This is a genomic window from Streptomyces cellostaticus (assembly GCF_001513965.1).
GTDB classification, from domain to species: domain Bacteria; phylum Actinomycetota; class Actinomycetes; order Streptomycetales; family Streptomycetaceae; genus Streptomyces; species Streptomyces cellostaticus.
This window is the reverse complement of record NZ_KQ948042.1, coordinates 61,884-77,856: the sequence shown is the minus strand read 5'-3', so window position 1 is coordinate 77,856 and position 15,973 is coordinate 61,884. Positions and strand designations below refer to the sequence as shown.

Annotated in this window: 17 protein-coding genes; 14 read left to right on the top strand and 3 right to left on the bottom strand. The window is 71.7% G+C overall.

The window, feature by feature from the left end; all coding sequences use genetic code 11:
* Positions 1-104 precede the first annotated feature (104 nt).
* The 9 genes from ald to AQI88_RS35195 all read left to right on the top strand — a co-directional run bounded on the left by ald (position 105) and on the right by AQI88_RS35195 (position 9,731).
* Positions 105-1,229, top strand: a complete 1,125-nt coding sequence (ald, locus tag AQI88_RS35235) for an alanine dehydrogenase (protein ID WP_067007524.1) — start codon at positions 105-107, stop codon at positions 1,227-1,229.
* Between the two features lie 414 nt (positions 1,230-1,643).
* Positions 1,644-2,777, top strand: coding sequence for a ParA family protein (locus AQI88_RS35230; RefSeq protein WP_079057999.1), 1,134 nt, complete (start codon positions 1,644-1,646; stop codon positions 2,775-2,777).
* On the top strand, positions 2,762-3,331 hold the full coding sequence (locus tag AQI88_RS35225) for a hypothetical protein (RefSeq protein WP_067007518.1): 570 nt from the start codon (positions 2,762-2,764) through the stop codon (positions 3,329-3,331). Before AQI88_RS35230 ends, AQI88_RS35225 begins: the two co-directional genes overlap by 16 nt.
* A 908-nt stretch (positions 3,332-4,239) precedes the next feature.
* On the top strand, positions 4,240-5,346 hold the full coding sequence (locus tag AQI88_RS45365) for a segregation and condensation protein A (RefSeq protein ID WP_425264581.1): 1,107 nt from the start codon (positions 4,240-4,242) through the stop codon (positions 5,344-5,346).
* Positions 5,343-5,993 (top strand): SMC-Scp complex subunit ScpB, encoded by a 651-nt coding sequence (scpB, locus tag AQI88_RS35215; protein WP_067007515.1) that lies wholly within the window; start codon positions 5,343-5,345, stop codon positions 5,991-5,993. The genes AQI88_RS45365 and scpB overlap by 4 nt, the downstream gene beginning before the upstream one ends.
* A 12-nt stretch (positions 5,994-6,005) precedes the next feature.
* On the top strand, positions 6,006-7,067 hold the full coding sequence (locus AQI88_RS35210) for a pseudouridine synthase (RefSeq protein ID WP_067007512.1): 1,062 nt from the start codon (positions 6,006-6,008) through the stop codon (positions 7,065-7,067).
* Between the two features lie 171 nt (positions 7,068-7,238).
* A complete protein-coding gene (locus tag AQI88_RS35205; protein WP_067007509.1) occupies positions 7,239-7,958 on the top strand; it encodes an NUDIX hydrolase in 720 nt (239 codons plus the stop codon).
* Entirely contained in the window at positions 7,955-8,977 is a 1,023-nt protein-coding gene (locus tag AQI88_RS35200) for an ADP-ribosylglycohydrolase family protein (RefSeq protein WP_067007505.1), read from the top strand. The genes AQI88_RS35205 and AQI88_RS35200 overlap by 4 nt, the downstream gene beginning before the upstream one ends.
* Before the next feature lie 4 nt (positions 8,978-8,981).
* Positions 8,982-9,731 (top strand): nucleotidyltransferase domain-containing protein, encoded by a 750-nt coding sequence (locus tag AQI88_RS35195; RefSeq protein ID WP_067007502.1) that lies wholly within the window; start codon positions 8,982-8,984, stop codon positions 9,729-9,731.
* Here AQI88_RS35195 and AQI88_RS35190 read toward each other — a convergent pair.
* Complete coding sequence (locus AQI88_RS35190; protein ID WP_067007499.1) at positions 9,657-10,418, bottom strand: nucleotidyltransferase domain-containing protein; 762 nt, start codon at positions 10,416-10,418, stop codon at positions 9,657-9,659. The genes AQI88_RS35195 and AQI88_RS35190 overlap by 75 nt on opposite strands.
* Before the next feature lie 22 nt (positions 10,419-10,440).
* A complete protein-coding gene (locus tag AQI88_RS35185) occupies positions 10,441-10,839 on the bottom strand; it encodes a Rieske (2Fe-2S) protein (RefSeq protein ID WP_067007496.1) in 399 nt (132 codons plus the stop codon).
* A gap of 168 nt (positions 10,840-11,007) precedes the next feature.
* Here AQI88_RS35185 and aroH point away from each other — a divergent pair, with 168 nt between their 5' ends.
* The 5 genes from aroH to der all read left to right on the top strand — a co-directional run bounded on the left by aroH (position 11,008) and on the right by der (position 15,490).
* A complete protein-coding gene (gene aroH, locus AQI88_RS35180) occupies positions 11,008-11,370 on the top strand; it encodes a chorismate mutase (protein WP_067007493.1) in 363 nt (120 codons plus the stop codon).
* Positions 11,367-12,452, top strand: a complete 1,086-nt coding sequence (locus tag AQI88_RS35175; RefSeq protein ID WP_067007490.1) for a prephenate dehydrogenase — start codon at positions 11,367-11,369, stop codon at positions 12,450-12,452. Before aroH ends, AQI88_RS35175 begins: the two co-directional genes overlap by 4 nt.
* Before the next feature lie 145 nt (positions 12,453-12,597).
* Positions 12,598-13,290 carry a (d)CMP kinase gene (cmk, locus tag AQI88_RS35170; RefSeq protein WP_067007487.1) on the top strand — a complete coding sequence of 231 codons (693 nt, stop codon included), beginning with the start codon at positions 12,598-12,600 and terminating at the stop codon, positions 13,288-13,290.
* Between the two features lie 53 nt (positions 13,291-13,343).
* Complete coding sequence (locus AQI88_RS35165; RefSeq protein ID WP_067007599.1) at positions 13,344-13,931, top strand: lysophospholipid acyltransferase family protein; 588 nt, start codon at positions 13,344-13,346, stop codon at positions 13,929-13,931.
* Between the two features lie 77 nt (positions 13,932-14,008).
* Positions 14,009-15,490, top strand: a complete 1,482-nt coding sequence (gene der / locus AQI88_RS35160) for a ribosome biogenesis GTPase Der (protein ID WP_067007484.1) — start codon at positions 14,009-14,011, stop codon at positions 15,488-15,490.
* A gap of 69 nt (positions 15,491-15,559) precedes the next feature.
* Here the strand turns inward: der and AQI88_RS35155 are convergent, their stop codons facing one another.
* Positions 15,560-15,961, bottom strand: coding sequence for a hypothetical protein (locus AQI88_RS35155; RefSeq protein WP_067007481.1), 402 nt, complete (start codon positions 15,959-15,961; stop codon positions 15,560-15,562).
* Between the last annotated feature and the right edge of the window lie 12 nt (positions 15,962-15,973).

Below are 15,973 nucleotides of genomic sequence, written 5' to 3'. Positions count from 1 at the left end.
TAGACTGGCTCTGCCGCACGTTCTCCTGCGGTGTCTCCCGGTATGCCCCTGCATGCCTGGGTATGTCTTGTAGTGCACCCCCCATACCCTCTGAGCCAAGGACCGTGATCGACGTGAAGGTCGGCATCCCCCGCGAGGTCAAGAACAACGAGTTCCGGGTGGCCATCACCCCCGCCGGTGTGCACGAGCTGGTGCGCAACGGCCACCAGGTCGTCATCGAGCGGGGCGCCGGCCTCGGCTCCTCGATCACGGACGCCGAGTACGTGTCCGCCGGCGCCGGGATCCTCGAGACGGCTGACGAGGTCTGGGCCGCCGCCGACCTGCTGCTGAAGGTCAAGGAGCCCATCGCGGAGGAGTACCACCGCCTCCGCAAGGACCAGATCCTCTTCACCTACCTGCACTTGGCCGCCTCCAAGGAGTGCACGGACGCGCTCATCGAGTCCGGCACCACGGCCATCGCCTACGAGACCGTCGAGCTGCCGAACCGCGCGCTGCCGCTGCTCGCCCCGATGTCCGAGGTCGCGGGCCGTCTGGCCCCGCAGGTCGGCGCCTACCACCTGATGCGTCCGGCCGGCGGCCGCGGCGTGCTGCCGGGCGGCGTCCCGGGCGTGACCCCGGCCAAGGCCGTCGTCATCGGCGGCGGTGTCTCCGGCTGGAACGCCGCCCAGATCGCCATCGGCATGGGCTTCGAGGTCACCCTGCTGGACCGCGACATCAACAAGCTGCGCGAGGCCGACAAGATCTTCGGTACGAAGGTCAAGGCGGTCATGTCCAACTCCTTCGAGCTGGAGAAGGCCGTCCTCGACGCCGACCTCGTCATCGGCGCCGTCCTCATCCCGGGCGCCAAGGCCCCCAAGCTGGTCACCAACGAGCTGGTGTCCCGCATGAAGCCCGGAAGTGTTCTTGTCGACATCGCGATCGACCAGGGCGGCTGCTTCGAGGACTCGCGTCCCACCACGCACGCCGAGCCGACCTTCCGGGTCCACAACTCGGTCTTCTACTGCGTCGCCAACATGCCGGGCGCGGTGCCGAACACCTCCACCAACGCCCTCACCAACGCCACGCTGCCGTACATCGTCTCGCTGGCCAACAACGGCTGGGTCGAGGCGCTGCGCCGCGACGCCGCGCTCGCCAAGGGTCTCAACACCCATGACGGCAAGGTCGTTTACAAGGAGGTCGCCGAGGCGCACGGCCTGGAGCACGTGGAGCTGGACTCCCTGCTCGGCTGACCCCTGCGGCCTGGCGAGTCGCTAAGTCACCGAAAGGTAAAAGGCGATACGTCAACACAGGTCGTCAACAGTGCGCACCCGGCCGGACCTTGCCCGACAAGGTCCGGCCGGATGTGTGTATGGTCACTTTGCGACTCTCGGTCAACTCGCCTCGAACGTAACCCTTCGACCGATTCGCACACCGGTGAAACCTGCTGTGCGACGGCCGTACGCCCTTGACAGCGGGATGTTTCATTGCCGACACATCCTGCCGGGTCCGGCGGATTGTGTTGCTGCGGACCGCCGACACGCCATAGAGTCGCCAACCGTCGGCATGGTGCCACGCTGACCTTGTCTAGAAGTTCCCTGGTCACCAAGGAGGTAAGACGACTTGTGAATGAGTCGACATTTTCTCCCGGGGGTGGTCAACCAGGAATGCCTGTACGGGGCCAGGGCCCCGAGGGATTCGAGGCTGTCGGCTCCGTAGCTGTGCGCACCTTCGCAGCCCACCAGAGTCCGGGACCGCAGACCGCCCGGACAGCACACCAGAGCATGGATGGCCATCACGTGAACGCCATGGCCGGCGACGGAAGTGGCGCGCCCCACAACCACTTCGCCGACTACGACGAACTGCCCGAGGGGCACTTCTACGACCCCGACGCCGAGTACGAGCCCGACCCCGAGTACGCGGCCACGCTCGCGCCCGACGCTGCCCGTCAGCGCCGTGAGCGCGTCGGCCCGACCGGACGCCCGCTGCCGTACTTCCCGATCCCGGGCCCGCTGACCAGTCACGGCCCCGCGACGATCATCGCGATGTGCAACCAGAAGGGCGGCGTCGGCAAGACGACGTCGACCATCAACCTGGGTGCCGCGCTCGCGGAGTACGGCCGACGCGTGCTGCTCGTGGACTTCGACCCGCAGGGCGCGCTGTCGGTCGGTCTCGGCGTCAACCCGATGGAGCTCGACCTCACCGTCTACAACCTGCTCATGGAGCGGGGCATGTCCGCGGACGAGGTCCTGCTGAAGACGGCGGTCCCCAACATGGACCTGCTGCCCTCCAACATCGACCTGTCGGCCGCCGAGGTCCAGCTGGTCTCCGAGGTCGCGCGCGAGTCGACCCTCCAGCGGGCGCTCAAGCCGCTGCTGGCCGACTACGACTACATCGTGATCGACTGCCAGCCCTCGCTCGGCCTGCTCACGGTGAACGCGCTGACCGCCGCCCACAAGGTGATCGTCCCCCTGGAGTGCGAGTTCTTCGCTCTCCGCGGTGTCGCGTTGCTCACCGAGACCATCGAGAAGGTCCAGGAGCGGCTCAACCCCGAGCTGGAACTGGACGGCATCCTCGCCACGATGTACGACTCGCGCACGGTCCACAGCCGCGAGGTGCTGGCCCGTGTGGTCGAGGCGTTCGACGACCACGTCTACCACACGGTCATCGGCCGCACGGTCCGCTTCCCGGAGACCACGGTCGCCGGTGAGCCGATCACCACGTACGCCTCCAACTCCGTCGGTGCCGCCGCCTATCGCCAGCTCGCCAGGGAGGTGCTCGCCCGGTGTCACGCCGAGTGAGTCTGCCCGGGGCCGACGAACTGTTCCGTACGACAGGGGGGATGGCGCTCCAGCCGTCCACGCCCCGGCGCGGGGCAAACGGTGAGGCCCGGGTGCCGGCTCCCGCGGGGGAGAGCGACGATGTGGCCGCCGCCGAGGACGTGCCGCCGTCGGTGCCCGTCCAGGGCGGTGACGGAGAGGGCGCGGAGCACGTAGCGGCGGAGGCGGAAGCGGCCGAGGCCGGCGAGTCCCGCACCCGGCCGGCCCGGCGGCAGACGGCGCAGGAAGGTTCTTCTGCCGCCTCCGCCCCCGCGGCGGCCGCACAGCCCCGCAAGCGCGGGCGGGCGGCCAACCGGCGGCCCAGCGGGCGCGAGCGGCACGACGAGAAGATCACCGTGTACGTCTCCGCCGAGGAACTCATGGACCTCGAGCACGCGCGGCTGGTCCTCAGAGGCGAGCACGGCCTCGCCGTCGACCGCGGCCGCATCGTCCGCGAGGCGGTCGCCGTGGTCCTGGCCGACCTGGAGTCCCGAGGGGACGCGAGCATCCTGGTACGGCGGCTGCGGGGTCGGTAGTCGGCCTCGGGGGCGCCAAGCGATAGCCTGCGACGGCTATGACCTCGAACGACGCTCCCGCCCCCGGCCCAGGCGCCGGCCGCAGGCGCGCGCTGGGACGAGGACCAGGCGCTTCGCGGCCCGAACCGGCCGAGGCCGCCCCCGCGGCCGCCGTGGCGTCACCGCCCCCGCCCGAGAAACAGCCGACCCCCACGAAGCCGGACCACGGGCTGGTGCCGGTCGCCGAGCCGGGGCCGCAGCCTGGAGAAGAGCCGGGGCCGTGGGCCGGGGGCGAGTCTGAGTCGTCGTCCGGGCCGGAGGTGGATCGGTGGGGTGCGCTTGAGCGGCCGACCGAGTCGGAGCCGGAGCCCGTGCCGACGCCGGACCACGGGCTGGTGCCGGTCGCCGAGCCGGGGCCGCAGCCTGGAGAAGGGCCGGGGCCGTGGGCCGGGGGCGAGTCTGAGTCGTCGTCCGGGCCGGAGGTGGATCGGTGGGGTGCGTTTGAGCGGCCGACCGAGTCGGAGCCGGAGCCCGTGCCGACGCCGGACCACGGGCTGGTGCCGGTCGCCGAGCCGGGGCCGCAGCCTGGAGAAGGGCCGGGGCCGTGGGCCGGGGGCGAGTCTGAGTCGTCGTCCGGGCCGGAGGCCGATCGCTGGGGTGCGTTTGAGCGGCCGACCGAGTCGGAGCCGGAGCCCGTGCCGGCCCCGGAGCCCGTGCCGATCCCGGAGCACGGGCTGGTGCCGGTCGCCGAGCCGGGGCCGGAGGCCAGAGAAGAACCGAGGTCGCGGGCAGGAGAAGAGCCGGGGCCGCAGCCTGGAGAAGGGCCGGGGCCGTGGGCCGGGGGCGGGTCTGAGTCGTCGTCCGGGCCGGAGGCCGATCGCTGGGGTGCGCTTGAGCGGCCGACCGAGTCGGAGCCGGAGCCCGTGCCGATCCCGGAGCACGGGCTGGTGCCGGTCGCCGAGCCGGGGCCGGAGGCCAGAGAAGAACCGAGGTCGCGGGCAGGAGAAGAGCCGGGGCCGCAGCCTGGAGAAGAACCGGGGCCGTGGGCCGGGGGTGGGTCTGAGTCGTCGTCCGGGCCGGAGGGGGATCGGTGGGGCGCGCCTGGGCGGCCGGTCGGGTCGGAGTCGGGGGCTCGGGGCGAGTCCGGGGCGTCGTCCGTCGTCCTTGCTGCCGGCACGGAGTCGGCAGCGTCGGCCGGATCAGGAGATCCCGCCGGGCCTCCTTCCGACGGCGTCTTCAAGGTCCGTCTCTCGAACTTCGAGGGACCCTTCGACCTGCTTCTCCAGCTGATCTCCAAGCACAAGCTGGACGTCACCGAGGTCGCCCTCTCCAAGGTCACCGACGAGTTCATGGCGCACATCCGGGCCATGGGGCCGGACTGGGACCTGGACCAGACCACCGAGTTCCTGGTCGTCGCCGCCACCCTGCTCGACCTCAAGGCCGCCCGGCTGCTGCCCACCGCCGAGGTCGAGGACGAGGCCGACCTGGCGCTGCTGGAGGCCCGTGACCTGCTGTTCGCGCGGCTGCTCCAGTACCGCGCGTACAAGCAGATCGCCGACATCTTCACCCAGCGCCTCGACGACGAGGCCCGCCGCTACCCCCGTACCGTCGGCCTCGAACCCCACCACGCCGAGCTGCTGCCCGAGGTCGTCATCAGCATCGGCCCCGAGGGGTTCGCCAAGCTCGCCGTCAAGGCGATGCAGCCGAAGGCCAAGCCCCAGGTGTACATCGACCACATCCACGCACCGCTGGTCAGCGTGCAGGAGCAGGCGCGGATCGTGGTCGCGCGCCTCAGGGATCTCGGCGAGGCAAGCTTCCGCGCGCTGGTCGAGGACACCGACGACACCCTCACCGTCGTGGCCCGCTTCCTCGCCCTGCTGGAGCTGTACCGCGAGAAGGCCGTCGCCCTGGAGCAGGAGGCCGCGCTCGGCGAGCTGCTGGTGCGCTGGACCGGCGGGGACGAGGAGGCGGCGCCCATGGTCACCGACGAGTTCGACCGGCCGCCCGAGCAGCCCAAGGAGGAGAAGAAGGCATGAGCGAGGAGACCGCAGAACTTCCGGCGGGGCTCCGTACCGTCGCCGGCCTGGACCTCAAGCCCGCCCTGGAGGCGGTCCTCATGGTCGTGGACGAGCCCGCGACCGAGGAGCACCTGGCCAAGATCCTGCAGCGGCCCAAGCGGCAGATCGCGGACGCGCTGCGCGAGCTGGCCGACGAGTACACCGTGCAGGGCCGCGGCTTCGAGCTGCGCTTCGTCGCGGGCGGCTGGCGCTTCTACACGCGCGCCGCGTACGCGCCCGCCGTCGAGCGGCTCGTGCTGGACGGCCAGACCGCCCGCCTCACCCAGGCTGCGCTGGAGACCCTCGCGGTCGTCGCCTACCGCCAGCCGGTCAGCCGCAGCCGCGTCTCCGCCGTGCGCGGAGTCAACTGCGACGGTGTGATGCGCACCCTCCTGCAGCGCGGTCTGGTCGAGGAGGCGGGCGCGGAACCCGAAACAGGTGCGATCCTGTACAGGACGACGAACTACTTCCTGGAGCGGATGGGCCTGCGTGGCCTGGACGAGCTTCCGGAGCTCGCGCCCTTCCTCCCGGAGGCGGAGGCGATCGAGGCCGAGACCCAGGAGGGCGTACCGTCGTTCGACCCGGACGCGCCCGACGCGCCCGGCGCAGAGGACGCAGACGACTAAGACGGAACTTTGATGCGAAGCAGCGGCAGCGGAAAGAGCGGCGGGCGCGGTAACTACCGCGGTGCCGGCAACAACAGGGACGAGCGGCAGGGGCAGGGCCGTCCCCGCAAGCCCCGCCCCGAGGAGCGCCGCTACGACGTGGGCCCCGGCGCGACCCAGGACGGCCCCAAGTCCGGCCGGGGCGGTTCGGCCCGCGGCGGTGCCAAGGGCGGCCCGAAGAAGCCCCAGCAGGGCGGTCGTACGGCTCCGGCGCGCTCCCGCGAGTACGAGACGCGCGTCGAGGAGCGCAACCGCGAGCGGTACGCCGGCAAGAAGGACATCAAGCTCCCCAAGACCTTCCCGGGCGCCGAGCAGGAGGGCGAGCGCCTCCAGAAGGTCCTCGCGCGCGCGGGCTACGGCTCCCGGCGCGCCTGCGAGGAGCTGATCGAGCAGGCCCGGGTGGAGATCAACGGCGAGATCGTCCTCGAGCAGGGGCGCCGAGTCGACCCGGAGAAGGACGAGGTCAAGGTCGACGGCCTGACGGTCGCGACGCAGTCGTACCAGTTCTTCTCGCTCAACAAGCCCGCCGGTGTCGTCTCCACGATGGAGGACCCGGACGGGCGCCAGTGCCTCGGTGACTACGTCACCAACCGCGAGACCCGGCTCTTCCACGTCGGCCGGCTCGACACCGAGACCGAGGGCGTCATCCTGCTCACCAACCACGGCGAGCTGGCACACCGCCTCACGCACCCCAAGTACGGCGTGAAGAAGACCTATCTCGCCGCCATCGTGGGCCCGATCCCGCGCGACCTGGGCAAGCGCCTCAAGGACGGCATCCAGCTGGAGGACGGGTACGCGCGCGCGGACCACTTCCGGGTGGTCGAGCAGACCGGCAAGAACTACCTGGTCGAGGTGACCCTGCACGAGGGCCGCAAGCACATCGTGCGCCGCATGCTCGCCGAGGCCGGCTTCCCGGTCGAGAAGCTGGTGCGCACCTCCTTCGGCCCGATCACCCTGGGCGACCAGAAGTCGGGCTGGCTGCGCCGCCTGTCCAACACCGAGGTCGGGATGCTGATGAAGGAGGTCGACCTCTAGGAGGCGCCTGCACGGCTTCCTGACGGCCGGTTCCGGGGTTTCCGGGACCGGCCGTCGTCGTATGCCGGAACGGGCCTCCAGGGCCCGCTGAAGGGCTTGCGGATCTCGGTCCACGCTCTTTATAGTCGTATCGACTATTAGTCGTCCTGACCATGAAGGGGGTGACTGGGCGTGCAGGGCTACGACAAGTACGCCTACGAACCTTTCGCCGTCACCGTCGACCTCGCCGTCCTCACCCTCCGCGCCGGCGCCCTGCACGTACTGCTGGTCGAGCGCGGGCAGGAGCCGTACGCCGGTCACTGGGCGCTGCCCGGCGGCTTCCTGCTGCCCGAGGAGTCCGCGGAGCGGGCCGCCCGGCGCGAACTCGCCGAGGAGACCGGCCTGGCCGACGTCTCCGGGCTGCACCTGGAGCAGCTGCGCACCTACAGCGAGCCGGACCGCGACCCCCGGATGCGGGTCGTGTCCGTCGCCTTCACCGCGCTGCTCCCCGAGCCCCCCGAACCGCGGGGCGGCGGTGACGCGGCCCAGGCCCGCTGGCTGCCGTACGGCTCCGCCGGGCCGCTCGCCTTCGACCACGACCGGATCCTCGCCGACGCCCACGACCGGATCGGCGCCCAGCTGGAGAACAGCTGCGTCGCCACCGCCTTCTGCCCGCCCGAGTTCACCCTCGGCGAGCTGCAGCAGGTCTACGAGACGGTGTGGGGCACGGCCCTGGACCGGCCCAACTTCCGCCGCAAGGTGCTTGCCACGCCCGGGTTCGTGGAACCCGTCCCCGGCGCTGCCCGGCTGACCGGTGGTCGCGGCAAGCCGGCCGCCCTCTACCGCGCGGGCACCGCCACCACCCTGCACCCGCCCCTGCTCCGACCGTCCCGGGAAGGACGCCCCGCATGACCACCACCCTGACGAGCAAGCGCGCCGCCACCGGATCCCTGCTCGGCCTGGCCCTCGGGGACGCCCTCGGCTTCCCGACCGAGTTCAACGACGTGCCCGCCATCCTCGCCAAGTGCGGCCCCTGGCGGGAGATGGAACTGCCGCAGCGCGCCTTCGTCTCCGACGACACACAGATGACCCTCGCCCTCGGCCGCGCGCTCAGGACGGCCATGGACCGCGGGGTTCTCGCGCCCAAGCGGCTGGCGAGGCCGCTGCGCGAGGAGTTCGTGGACTGGTACCGGTCGCCGGAGAACAACCGCGCCCCCGGACGCACCTGTCTGACCGCGTGCAGCCTCCTCAAGGAGGAGGGCCGGGCCTGGCAGGAGGCCAGCCAGATCGGCTCCAAGGGCTGCGGTGCCAACATGCGCGTCGCCCCGCTCGGGCTCGCCCCGGGCCTGAGCGACGAACAGCGCGCCGGCGCCGCCCAGTTGCAGTCCGCGCTCACCCACGGACACCCCACCGCGCTGGCCGCCTCCGACCTCACCGCCCGCGCGGTCCACCTGCTCGCCCAGGGCACCGATCCGGCCGGACTCGTCGGACAGCTGCGCTCGTACGCCTACGACAACCGCACCCGCTACCACCACACCTGGCTCGGCGACCTGTGGACCCGCTCCCAGGACCCCAGCGCCGAGCACTTCATCGCGCGGGGCTGGGACGAGTGCCTGGACATCCTCGGCCGCCTCCAGGAGGCCGTGCGCACCGTCTCCCCGGAGACCGACCCGTGCCTGGCCACGGGCGAGGGCTGGATCGCCGAAGAGGCCTTCGCCACCGGCCTGCTGTGCTTCCTGCTCTTCCCCGACGAGCCCGTCACCGCCCTGCGCCGGGCCGCCTGCTCCTCCGGCGACTCGGACTCGATCGCCTGCCTCACCGGGGCCTTCGCGGGCGCCTGGCGGGGCGCGGACGCCTGGCCGGCCGCGTGGGCCGACCGGATCGAGTACCGAGGCGACCTGTTGACGCTGGGAGCGCTCTGGGACGCTTGACCGCATGATCGACAACCTCGACCTGAACCTGGCCCCCGTGATCGCCGAACAGCCCGACCCCCTGCTGTTCGCCACCGTTTCCGGAGCCCACCTGTACGGCTTCCCCTCCGAGGACTCCGACCTGGACCTGCGCGGCATCCACCTGCTGCCCGCCGCCGACCTGGTCGGGCTGCACGAGCCGGAGGAGACACGGTCGCGGGTCTGGGTGCGGTTCGGCGTCGAGATGGACCTCGTCACCCACGACCTGCGCAAGTTCGTACGGCTGATGCTCCGGCGCAACGGCTATGTGCTGGAGCAGCTGCTCTCCCCCCTGGTCGCGCACACCACCGACGCACACCGGGAGCTGACCGCGCTCGTGCCGGGCGTCCTCACCAGCCACCACGCCCACCACTACCGGGGCTTCGCGGTGACCCAGTGGCGGCTGTTCGAGAAGACCGGCGAACTCAAGCCGCTGCTCTACACGTTCCGCGTGCTGCTCACCGGCATACACCTCATGCGCAGCGGCGAGGTCCAGGCCCATCTGCCCACGCTCCTGGACCAGGTGGGCGCGCCCGGCTATCTGCCCGAGCTGATAGCCGCCAAGGCGGAGCGCGAGCACGGCACCGCCGACCTCGACCCCGCGCGCGCGGAGGCCGACGTGGAACGGCTGCACGCCGTGCTCGACGAGGCGCAGGCCGCCTCAGCCCTGCCCGAGGCGCCCACCGCGTACGACGCCCTGCAGGACCTGGTGGTCCGGCTCCGCCTGGAGGGCTGAGGCGCGCCGCGCCCGGAAGACGAAGTCGGCCACGCGCGCGTGGTCCGGCTCCGGCGGCAGCGGGGTGCCGAGCAGCGCCTCCTCGGTCTCGGCCGCGAGACGGGCCATCCACGCCTCGACCCGCGCCCAGGAGACCTCGCCCCGCTTCACCGCGAGCAGCGGCTCCCGCTGCTCGCCGACATCGATCCGCATGTCTCCGGTGCGCAGCAGATCCCGGGCGCTCATCAGCAGACGGAGCAGGTGCATCGCGTGCTTCCAGCGCGGGGCGCCCGTCGTGCGGACGTCGGCGTCGAGCTTGCGGCGCTGGCCGAGGGCGTAGCCGGTGAAGGTGTCGTAGACATGCCGGGACAGGAAAGCGCCGCGCAGGGACAACAGCTCGCGTCCGGTGCCGTCCACCTGCTCCACCAGCGGGGAGTGCAGGCACTCCAGGATGTTCGGGTTGCCGCGCAGCGCCAGCTCGCAGAACCGCTCCAGCTCCCAGGAGAACCGCTCCTCACCCGGCCCCTCCACATGCGTCGGCGGCTTCTCGAACCGCCAGAACAGGGGCGTGGGGGCGAGGAAGACGCCCCGCCGGTCGGTGTCGCTGGCCTCCGTGGCCAGGCCGAAGGCCCGCGAACCCATGACACAGGCGTAGACGGTGTGGTCGCGTACGAGATCCTCAGGATGCTCAGCGCTCTCGGGCTGCATGCCCGGAGCGTACGCGGGCCGCTCACGCCAGGCGGATCGAATTTCCCTCCACCCTGATCGTCTCAGGAGGAAGCGGCTTGGGCGCCGGACCGTGCGCGACCGAGCCGTCGGCGATGCGGTACTTGCTGCCGTGACAGGGACAGTCGATCGTGCCGTCCGCCACCTGGTTCACCGTGCAGCCCATGTGGGTGCAGATCGCCGAGAAGGCCTTGAAGTCGCCCTTCTCCGGCTGGGTGACCACGACCTTCTGCTCCTTGAAGATCCTGCCGCCGCCCTCCGGGATGTCGCTCGTCCTCGCCAGCTCCTGCCCGCCCACGGACGGGGGACTCCCGCTCTTGTCGCCGCCGCATCCCGCGCATCCCACGGCAAGCGCGGCCGCGCCCGTCGCGAGAACCGTGCGGCGTGTCGAGTGCTGGGTCATGGCATCACTCCGAACGCACATGGTGATCAAAAAGGAGATACCGGTGTCTTGGTGAATACCGGCATCTTTGTACTGTCTCAGCGACCGGGCGCCGCGCGCCCGGACGGCGCGGGCTGACTAGGCTGGACGGACCAAGAGCCGATACGCATGTCAGCAAGGAGCAGCGCCGTGGCGGTACGAGCGGTCCGGGGGGCCGTCCAGCTGGAGCGGGACGAGGCCGGTCACATGGACGAGCAGGTGGGAGCCCTGCTCACCACCATCCTGGAGCGGAACGGACTCACCGCCGACGACCTGATCAGCATCTGGTTCACGGCCACCCCCGACCTGCACAGCGACTTCCCGGCGGCCGCCGCCCGCAAGCTCGGCATCGTGGACGTACCCCTGATCTGCGCCCAGGAGCTCGACATCGAGGGCGCCATGCCCCGGGTCGTGCGGGTCCTCGCCCACATCGAGTCCGACCGGCCCCGCGCCGGGATCGCCCACGTCTACCTCGGCGCCGCCGCCGCTCTGCGCAAGGACATCGCCCAGTGAGGACCGCACTCGTCATCGGCACCGGGCTCATCGGCACCTCCGCCGCGCTCGCCCTGACCCAGCGCGGTGTCACCGTCCACCTCACCGACCACGACCCCGGGCAGGCCCGTACGGCCGCCGCGCTCGGCGCCGGCACCGACGAGGCCCCCGAGGGTCCGGTGGACCTCGCCGTCGTCGCGGCCCCGCCCGCGCACGTGGCCGCGCTCCTCGCGGACGCCATGACCCGGGGCGTCGCCCGCGGCTACGTCGACGTGGCCAGCGTCAAGGGCGGCCCGCGCCGCGAGCTGGAGGCCCGCGGCCTGGACCTGTCCTGCTACATCGGCACCCACCCCATGTCCGGCCGGGAGAAGTCCGGCCCGCTGGCCGCCACCGGCGACCTCTTCGAGGGCCGCCCCTGGGTGCTCACCCCGACCCGGGACACCGACACCGAGGTGCTCAACCTCGCCCTGGAACTGGTCTCGCACTGCCGGGCCGTGCCGGTCGTCATGGACGCCGACGCCCACGACCGCGCCGTGGCCCTCGTCTCGCACATGCCCCACCTGGTCTCCAGCATGGTCGCCGCCCGCCTGGAACACGCCGAGGAGGCCGCCGTACGGCTGTGCGGGCAGGGCATCCGGGACGTGACCCGGATCGCCGCCTCCGACCCGGGCATGTGGATCGACATCCTCTCCGCCAACCCCGGCCCGGTCGCCGACCTCCTCACGGACGTCTCCGCCGACCTGGACGAGACCGTGCGGGCCCTGCGCGCCCTGCAGTCCTCCGACGAGGACAAGCGGGGCGAGGGCAGCGCGGGCATCGCGGACGTGCTGCGGCGCGGGAACGCGGGACAGGTGCGGGTACCCGGCAAGCACGGGTCCGCCCCGCGGATCTACGAGGTCGTGGCGGTCCTGATCGACGACCAGCCCGGCCAGCTGGCCCGGATCTTCGCGGACGCGGGACAGGCCGGGGTCAACATCGAGGACGTCCGCATCGAGCATGCGACGGGGCAGCAGGCGGGTCTCGTCCAGCTCATGGTGGAGCCGAAGGCGGTACCGGTGCTGACGGCTGCACTGCGCGAGCGGGGCTGGGCGCTGCGCCAGTAGTGCCCGGTGCCGGCCTGGCCCTCCGGGCCGGAGCCCGCCCGGCACGCGCGCGTCCGGACGAGTGACCCGCACCCAGTAACCTTGTGCAGGGCGCTCTCGCTCCCCGCACCCCGCTCCCCGCACCGCACCAGGAAGGTGTCCCCCCGTGGAAAACGGCGCCCCGACCGCCAAGCCCGTGATCGTTGCGATCGACGGCCCCTCCGGCACGGGCAAGTCGAGCACGTCGAAGGCCGTGGCCGCGCAGCTCGGTCTGAGCTACCTGGACACCGGCGCCCAGTACCGGGCGATCACCTGGTGGATGGTGGCCAACGACATCGACCTGGAGGACCCGACCGCCATCGCGGCCGTCGCCGGCAAGCCGGAGATCGTCTCCGGCACCGATCCGTCCGCCCCGACCATCACGGTCGACGGCGTCGACGTGGCCGGCCCGATCCGCACCCAGGACGTCACCTCCAAGGTCAGCGCGGTCAGCGCGGTGCCCGAGGTGCGCACCCGGATCACCGAGCTGCAGCGTTCGCTGGCCGCCGGCGCGGAGCAGGGCATCGTGGTCGAGGGCCGGGACATCGGTACGACCGTGCTGCCGGACGCCGACCTGAAGATCTTCCTCACCGCCTCCCCGGAGGCCCGCGCGGCCCGCCGCAGCGGCGAGCTGAAGGGCGCGGACGTCCACGCCACCCGCGAGGCGCTGATCAAGCGGGACGCTGCCGACTCCAGCCGCAAGACCTCGCCGCTCGCCAAGGCCGACGACGCGGTCGAGGTGGACACCAGCGACCTCACCCTCGCCCAGGTCATCGAGTGCGTCGTCACCCTGGTCGAGGAGAAGCGGGCCGGGCAGTGAGCCTTCCGTCCGAGCGGGGCGCCGAGGTCGGGCGGCGTATCGGCGTCGGCCTGATGTACGGGCTGTGGAAGCCGCGTGTGCTCGGCGCCTGGAGGCTGCCCGCGACCGGCCCGGCGATCCTCGCCGTGAACCACTCGCACAACGTCGACGGTCCGATGGTCATGGGCGTGGCGCCCCGGCCGACGCACTTCCTGATCAAGAAGGAGGCGTTCGTCGGCCCGCTGGGCTCGTTCCTGACGGGCATCGGCCAGCTGAAGGTGGACCGTACGTCCGCCGACCGCGCGGCCATCTCCGAGGCCCTCGGCGTCCTGGACAACGGGGGAGTGCTGGGCATCTTCCCCGAGGGCACCCGGGGCGAGGGCGACTTCGCCTCGCTGCGCGCCGGGCTGGCGTACTTCGCGGTCCGCAGCGGGGCGCCGATCGTGCCCGTGGCCGTCCTGGGAAGTTCCGACCGGCCCGGCCGGTTGATAAAGGCACTGCCCCCGCTGCGCTCCCGCGTCGACGTCGTCTTCGGCGACCCGTTCGAGGCGGGCGACGGCAGCGGGCGGCGCACGCGCAAGGCGCTGGACGAGGCGACCGAGCGCATCCAGAAGCAGCTCACCCGCCACCTGGAAAACGCCAGGCGCCTGACCGGGCGCTAAGCGACACTTGAGTAGTGGATCAGCCCATAACGGGCCGTTCCACCGATCACCACGATGAACGACGAGGTACGGACTTCATGAACGACCAGATCCAGCCCGACGGCTCGGCCGAGCACGAGTACGAGCACGGGGCACTCGGCGACGCCGAGTACGCGGAGTTCATGGAGCTCGCCGCCGAAGAGGGCTTCGACATCGAGGACGTCGAGGGCGCCATCGAGGCGGCGGGTCACGGCCCACTGCCCGTGCTCGCCGTCGTCGGCCGCCCCAATGTCGGCAAGTCGACCCTGGTGAACCGCATCATCGGCCGCCGCGAGGCGGTCGTCGAGGACAAGCCTGGCGTCACCCGCGACCGCGTCACCTACGAGGCCGAGTGGGCGGGCCGCCGCTTCAAGGTCGTCGACACCGGCGGCTGGGAGCAGGACGTCCTCGGCATCGACGCCTCCGTGGCCGCCCAGGCCGAGTACGCGATCGAGGCGGCCGACGCGGTCGTCTTCGTCGTGGACGCCAAGGTCGGCGCCACCGACACCGACGAGGCGGTCGTACGACTGCTGCGCAAGGCCGGCAAGCCCGTGGTGCTGGCCGCCAACAAGGTCGACGGCCCGAGCGGCGAGGCCGACGCGGCCTACCTGTGGTCCCTCGGCCTCGGCGAGCCCCACCCGGTCTCGGCGCTGCACGGCCGCGGCACCGGCGACATGCTCGACGCCGTCCTGGAGGTGCTGCCGGACGCCCCCGAGCAGTCCTTCGGCACCGCCGTCGGCGGCCCGCGCCGCATCGCGCTCATCGGCCGCCCGAACGTCGGCAAGTCCTCGCTGCTGAACAAGGTGGCCGGCGAGGAGCGCGTCGTCGTCAACGAGCTGGCCGGCACCACCCGCGACCCGGTCGACGAGCTGATCGAGCTGGGCGGCGTGACGTGGAAGTTCGTCGACACCGCCGGCATCCGCAAGCGCGTCCACCTCCAGCAGGGCGCGGACTACTACGCCTCCCTGCGCACCGCGGCCGCCGTGGAGAAGGCCGAGGTCGCGGTCATCCTGATCGACGCCTCCGAGAACATCTCCGTCCAGGACCAGCGGATCATCACCATGGCCGTCGAGGCCGGCCGTGCGATGGTCATCGCCTACAACAAGTGGGACACCCTCGACGAGGAGCGCCGCTACTACCTGGAGCGGGAGATCGAGACCGAGCTGGCCCAGGTCGCCTGGGCGCCCCGCGTCAACGTCTCGGCCCGCACCGGCCGCCACATGGAGAAGCTGGTCCCGGCGATCGAGACGGCCCTGGCGGGCTGGGAGACGCGCGTGCCGACCGGCCGCCTGAACGCCTTCCTCGGCGAGCTGGTCTCGGCACACCCGCACCCGGTCCGGGGCGGCAAGCAGCCGCGCATCCTCTTCGGCACCCAGGCCGGCACCAAGCCTCCGCGGTTCGTCCTCTTCGCCTCCGGCTTCATCGAGGCGGGCTACCGGCGCTTCATCGAGCGCCGTCTGCGCGAGGAGTTCAGCTTCGAGGGCACCCCGATCCACATCTCGGTGCGGGTGCGCGAGAAGCGCGGCGCGAAGAAGAAGTAGAACAAGCAGCGGACACAGCTGTACGGCAAAGGGCGGCCCCGGGGTACGAGGGTCGCCCTTCGCCGTACGTCACACACCCCGGCGCGGACCGGGCGGCAGCGCCGCCGGAACGTAGTGCATCCCGGTGTCCTGGTGCCGCCCGAGGGTGCCGATGCGCTGCCACTGCGACTGCTGCCGCGCGCTGTAGGCCCCGGCGCTGTAGGCGCTGTAGGAGCTGCTGAACGACCCCGGCCGGTGGCCGCCGTACGAGCCCGTGCCCTCCGGGAGGCCGAGGCTTCCGAAGGCGACGAAGCCCATGTTTTCCTCACCGCTGCGGTCCCCCGGCAGCGTGCGGAAGGTCTTGACCCACTCCGCGTAGAGCGAGTCGTAGATCGGCGTGGCCGATGGCGCACCGGTGCCCTCCTGCCCCGACCGTGCGGACGGAACGGAGGAGAAGGCGGACCGACGGTGAGGAGTGTCGTATGCGTGCACGTATGTCCAAAC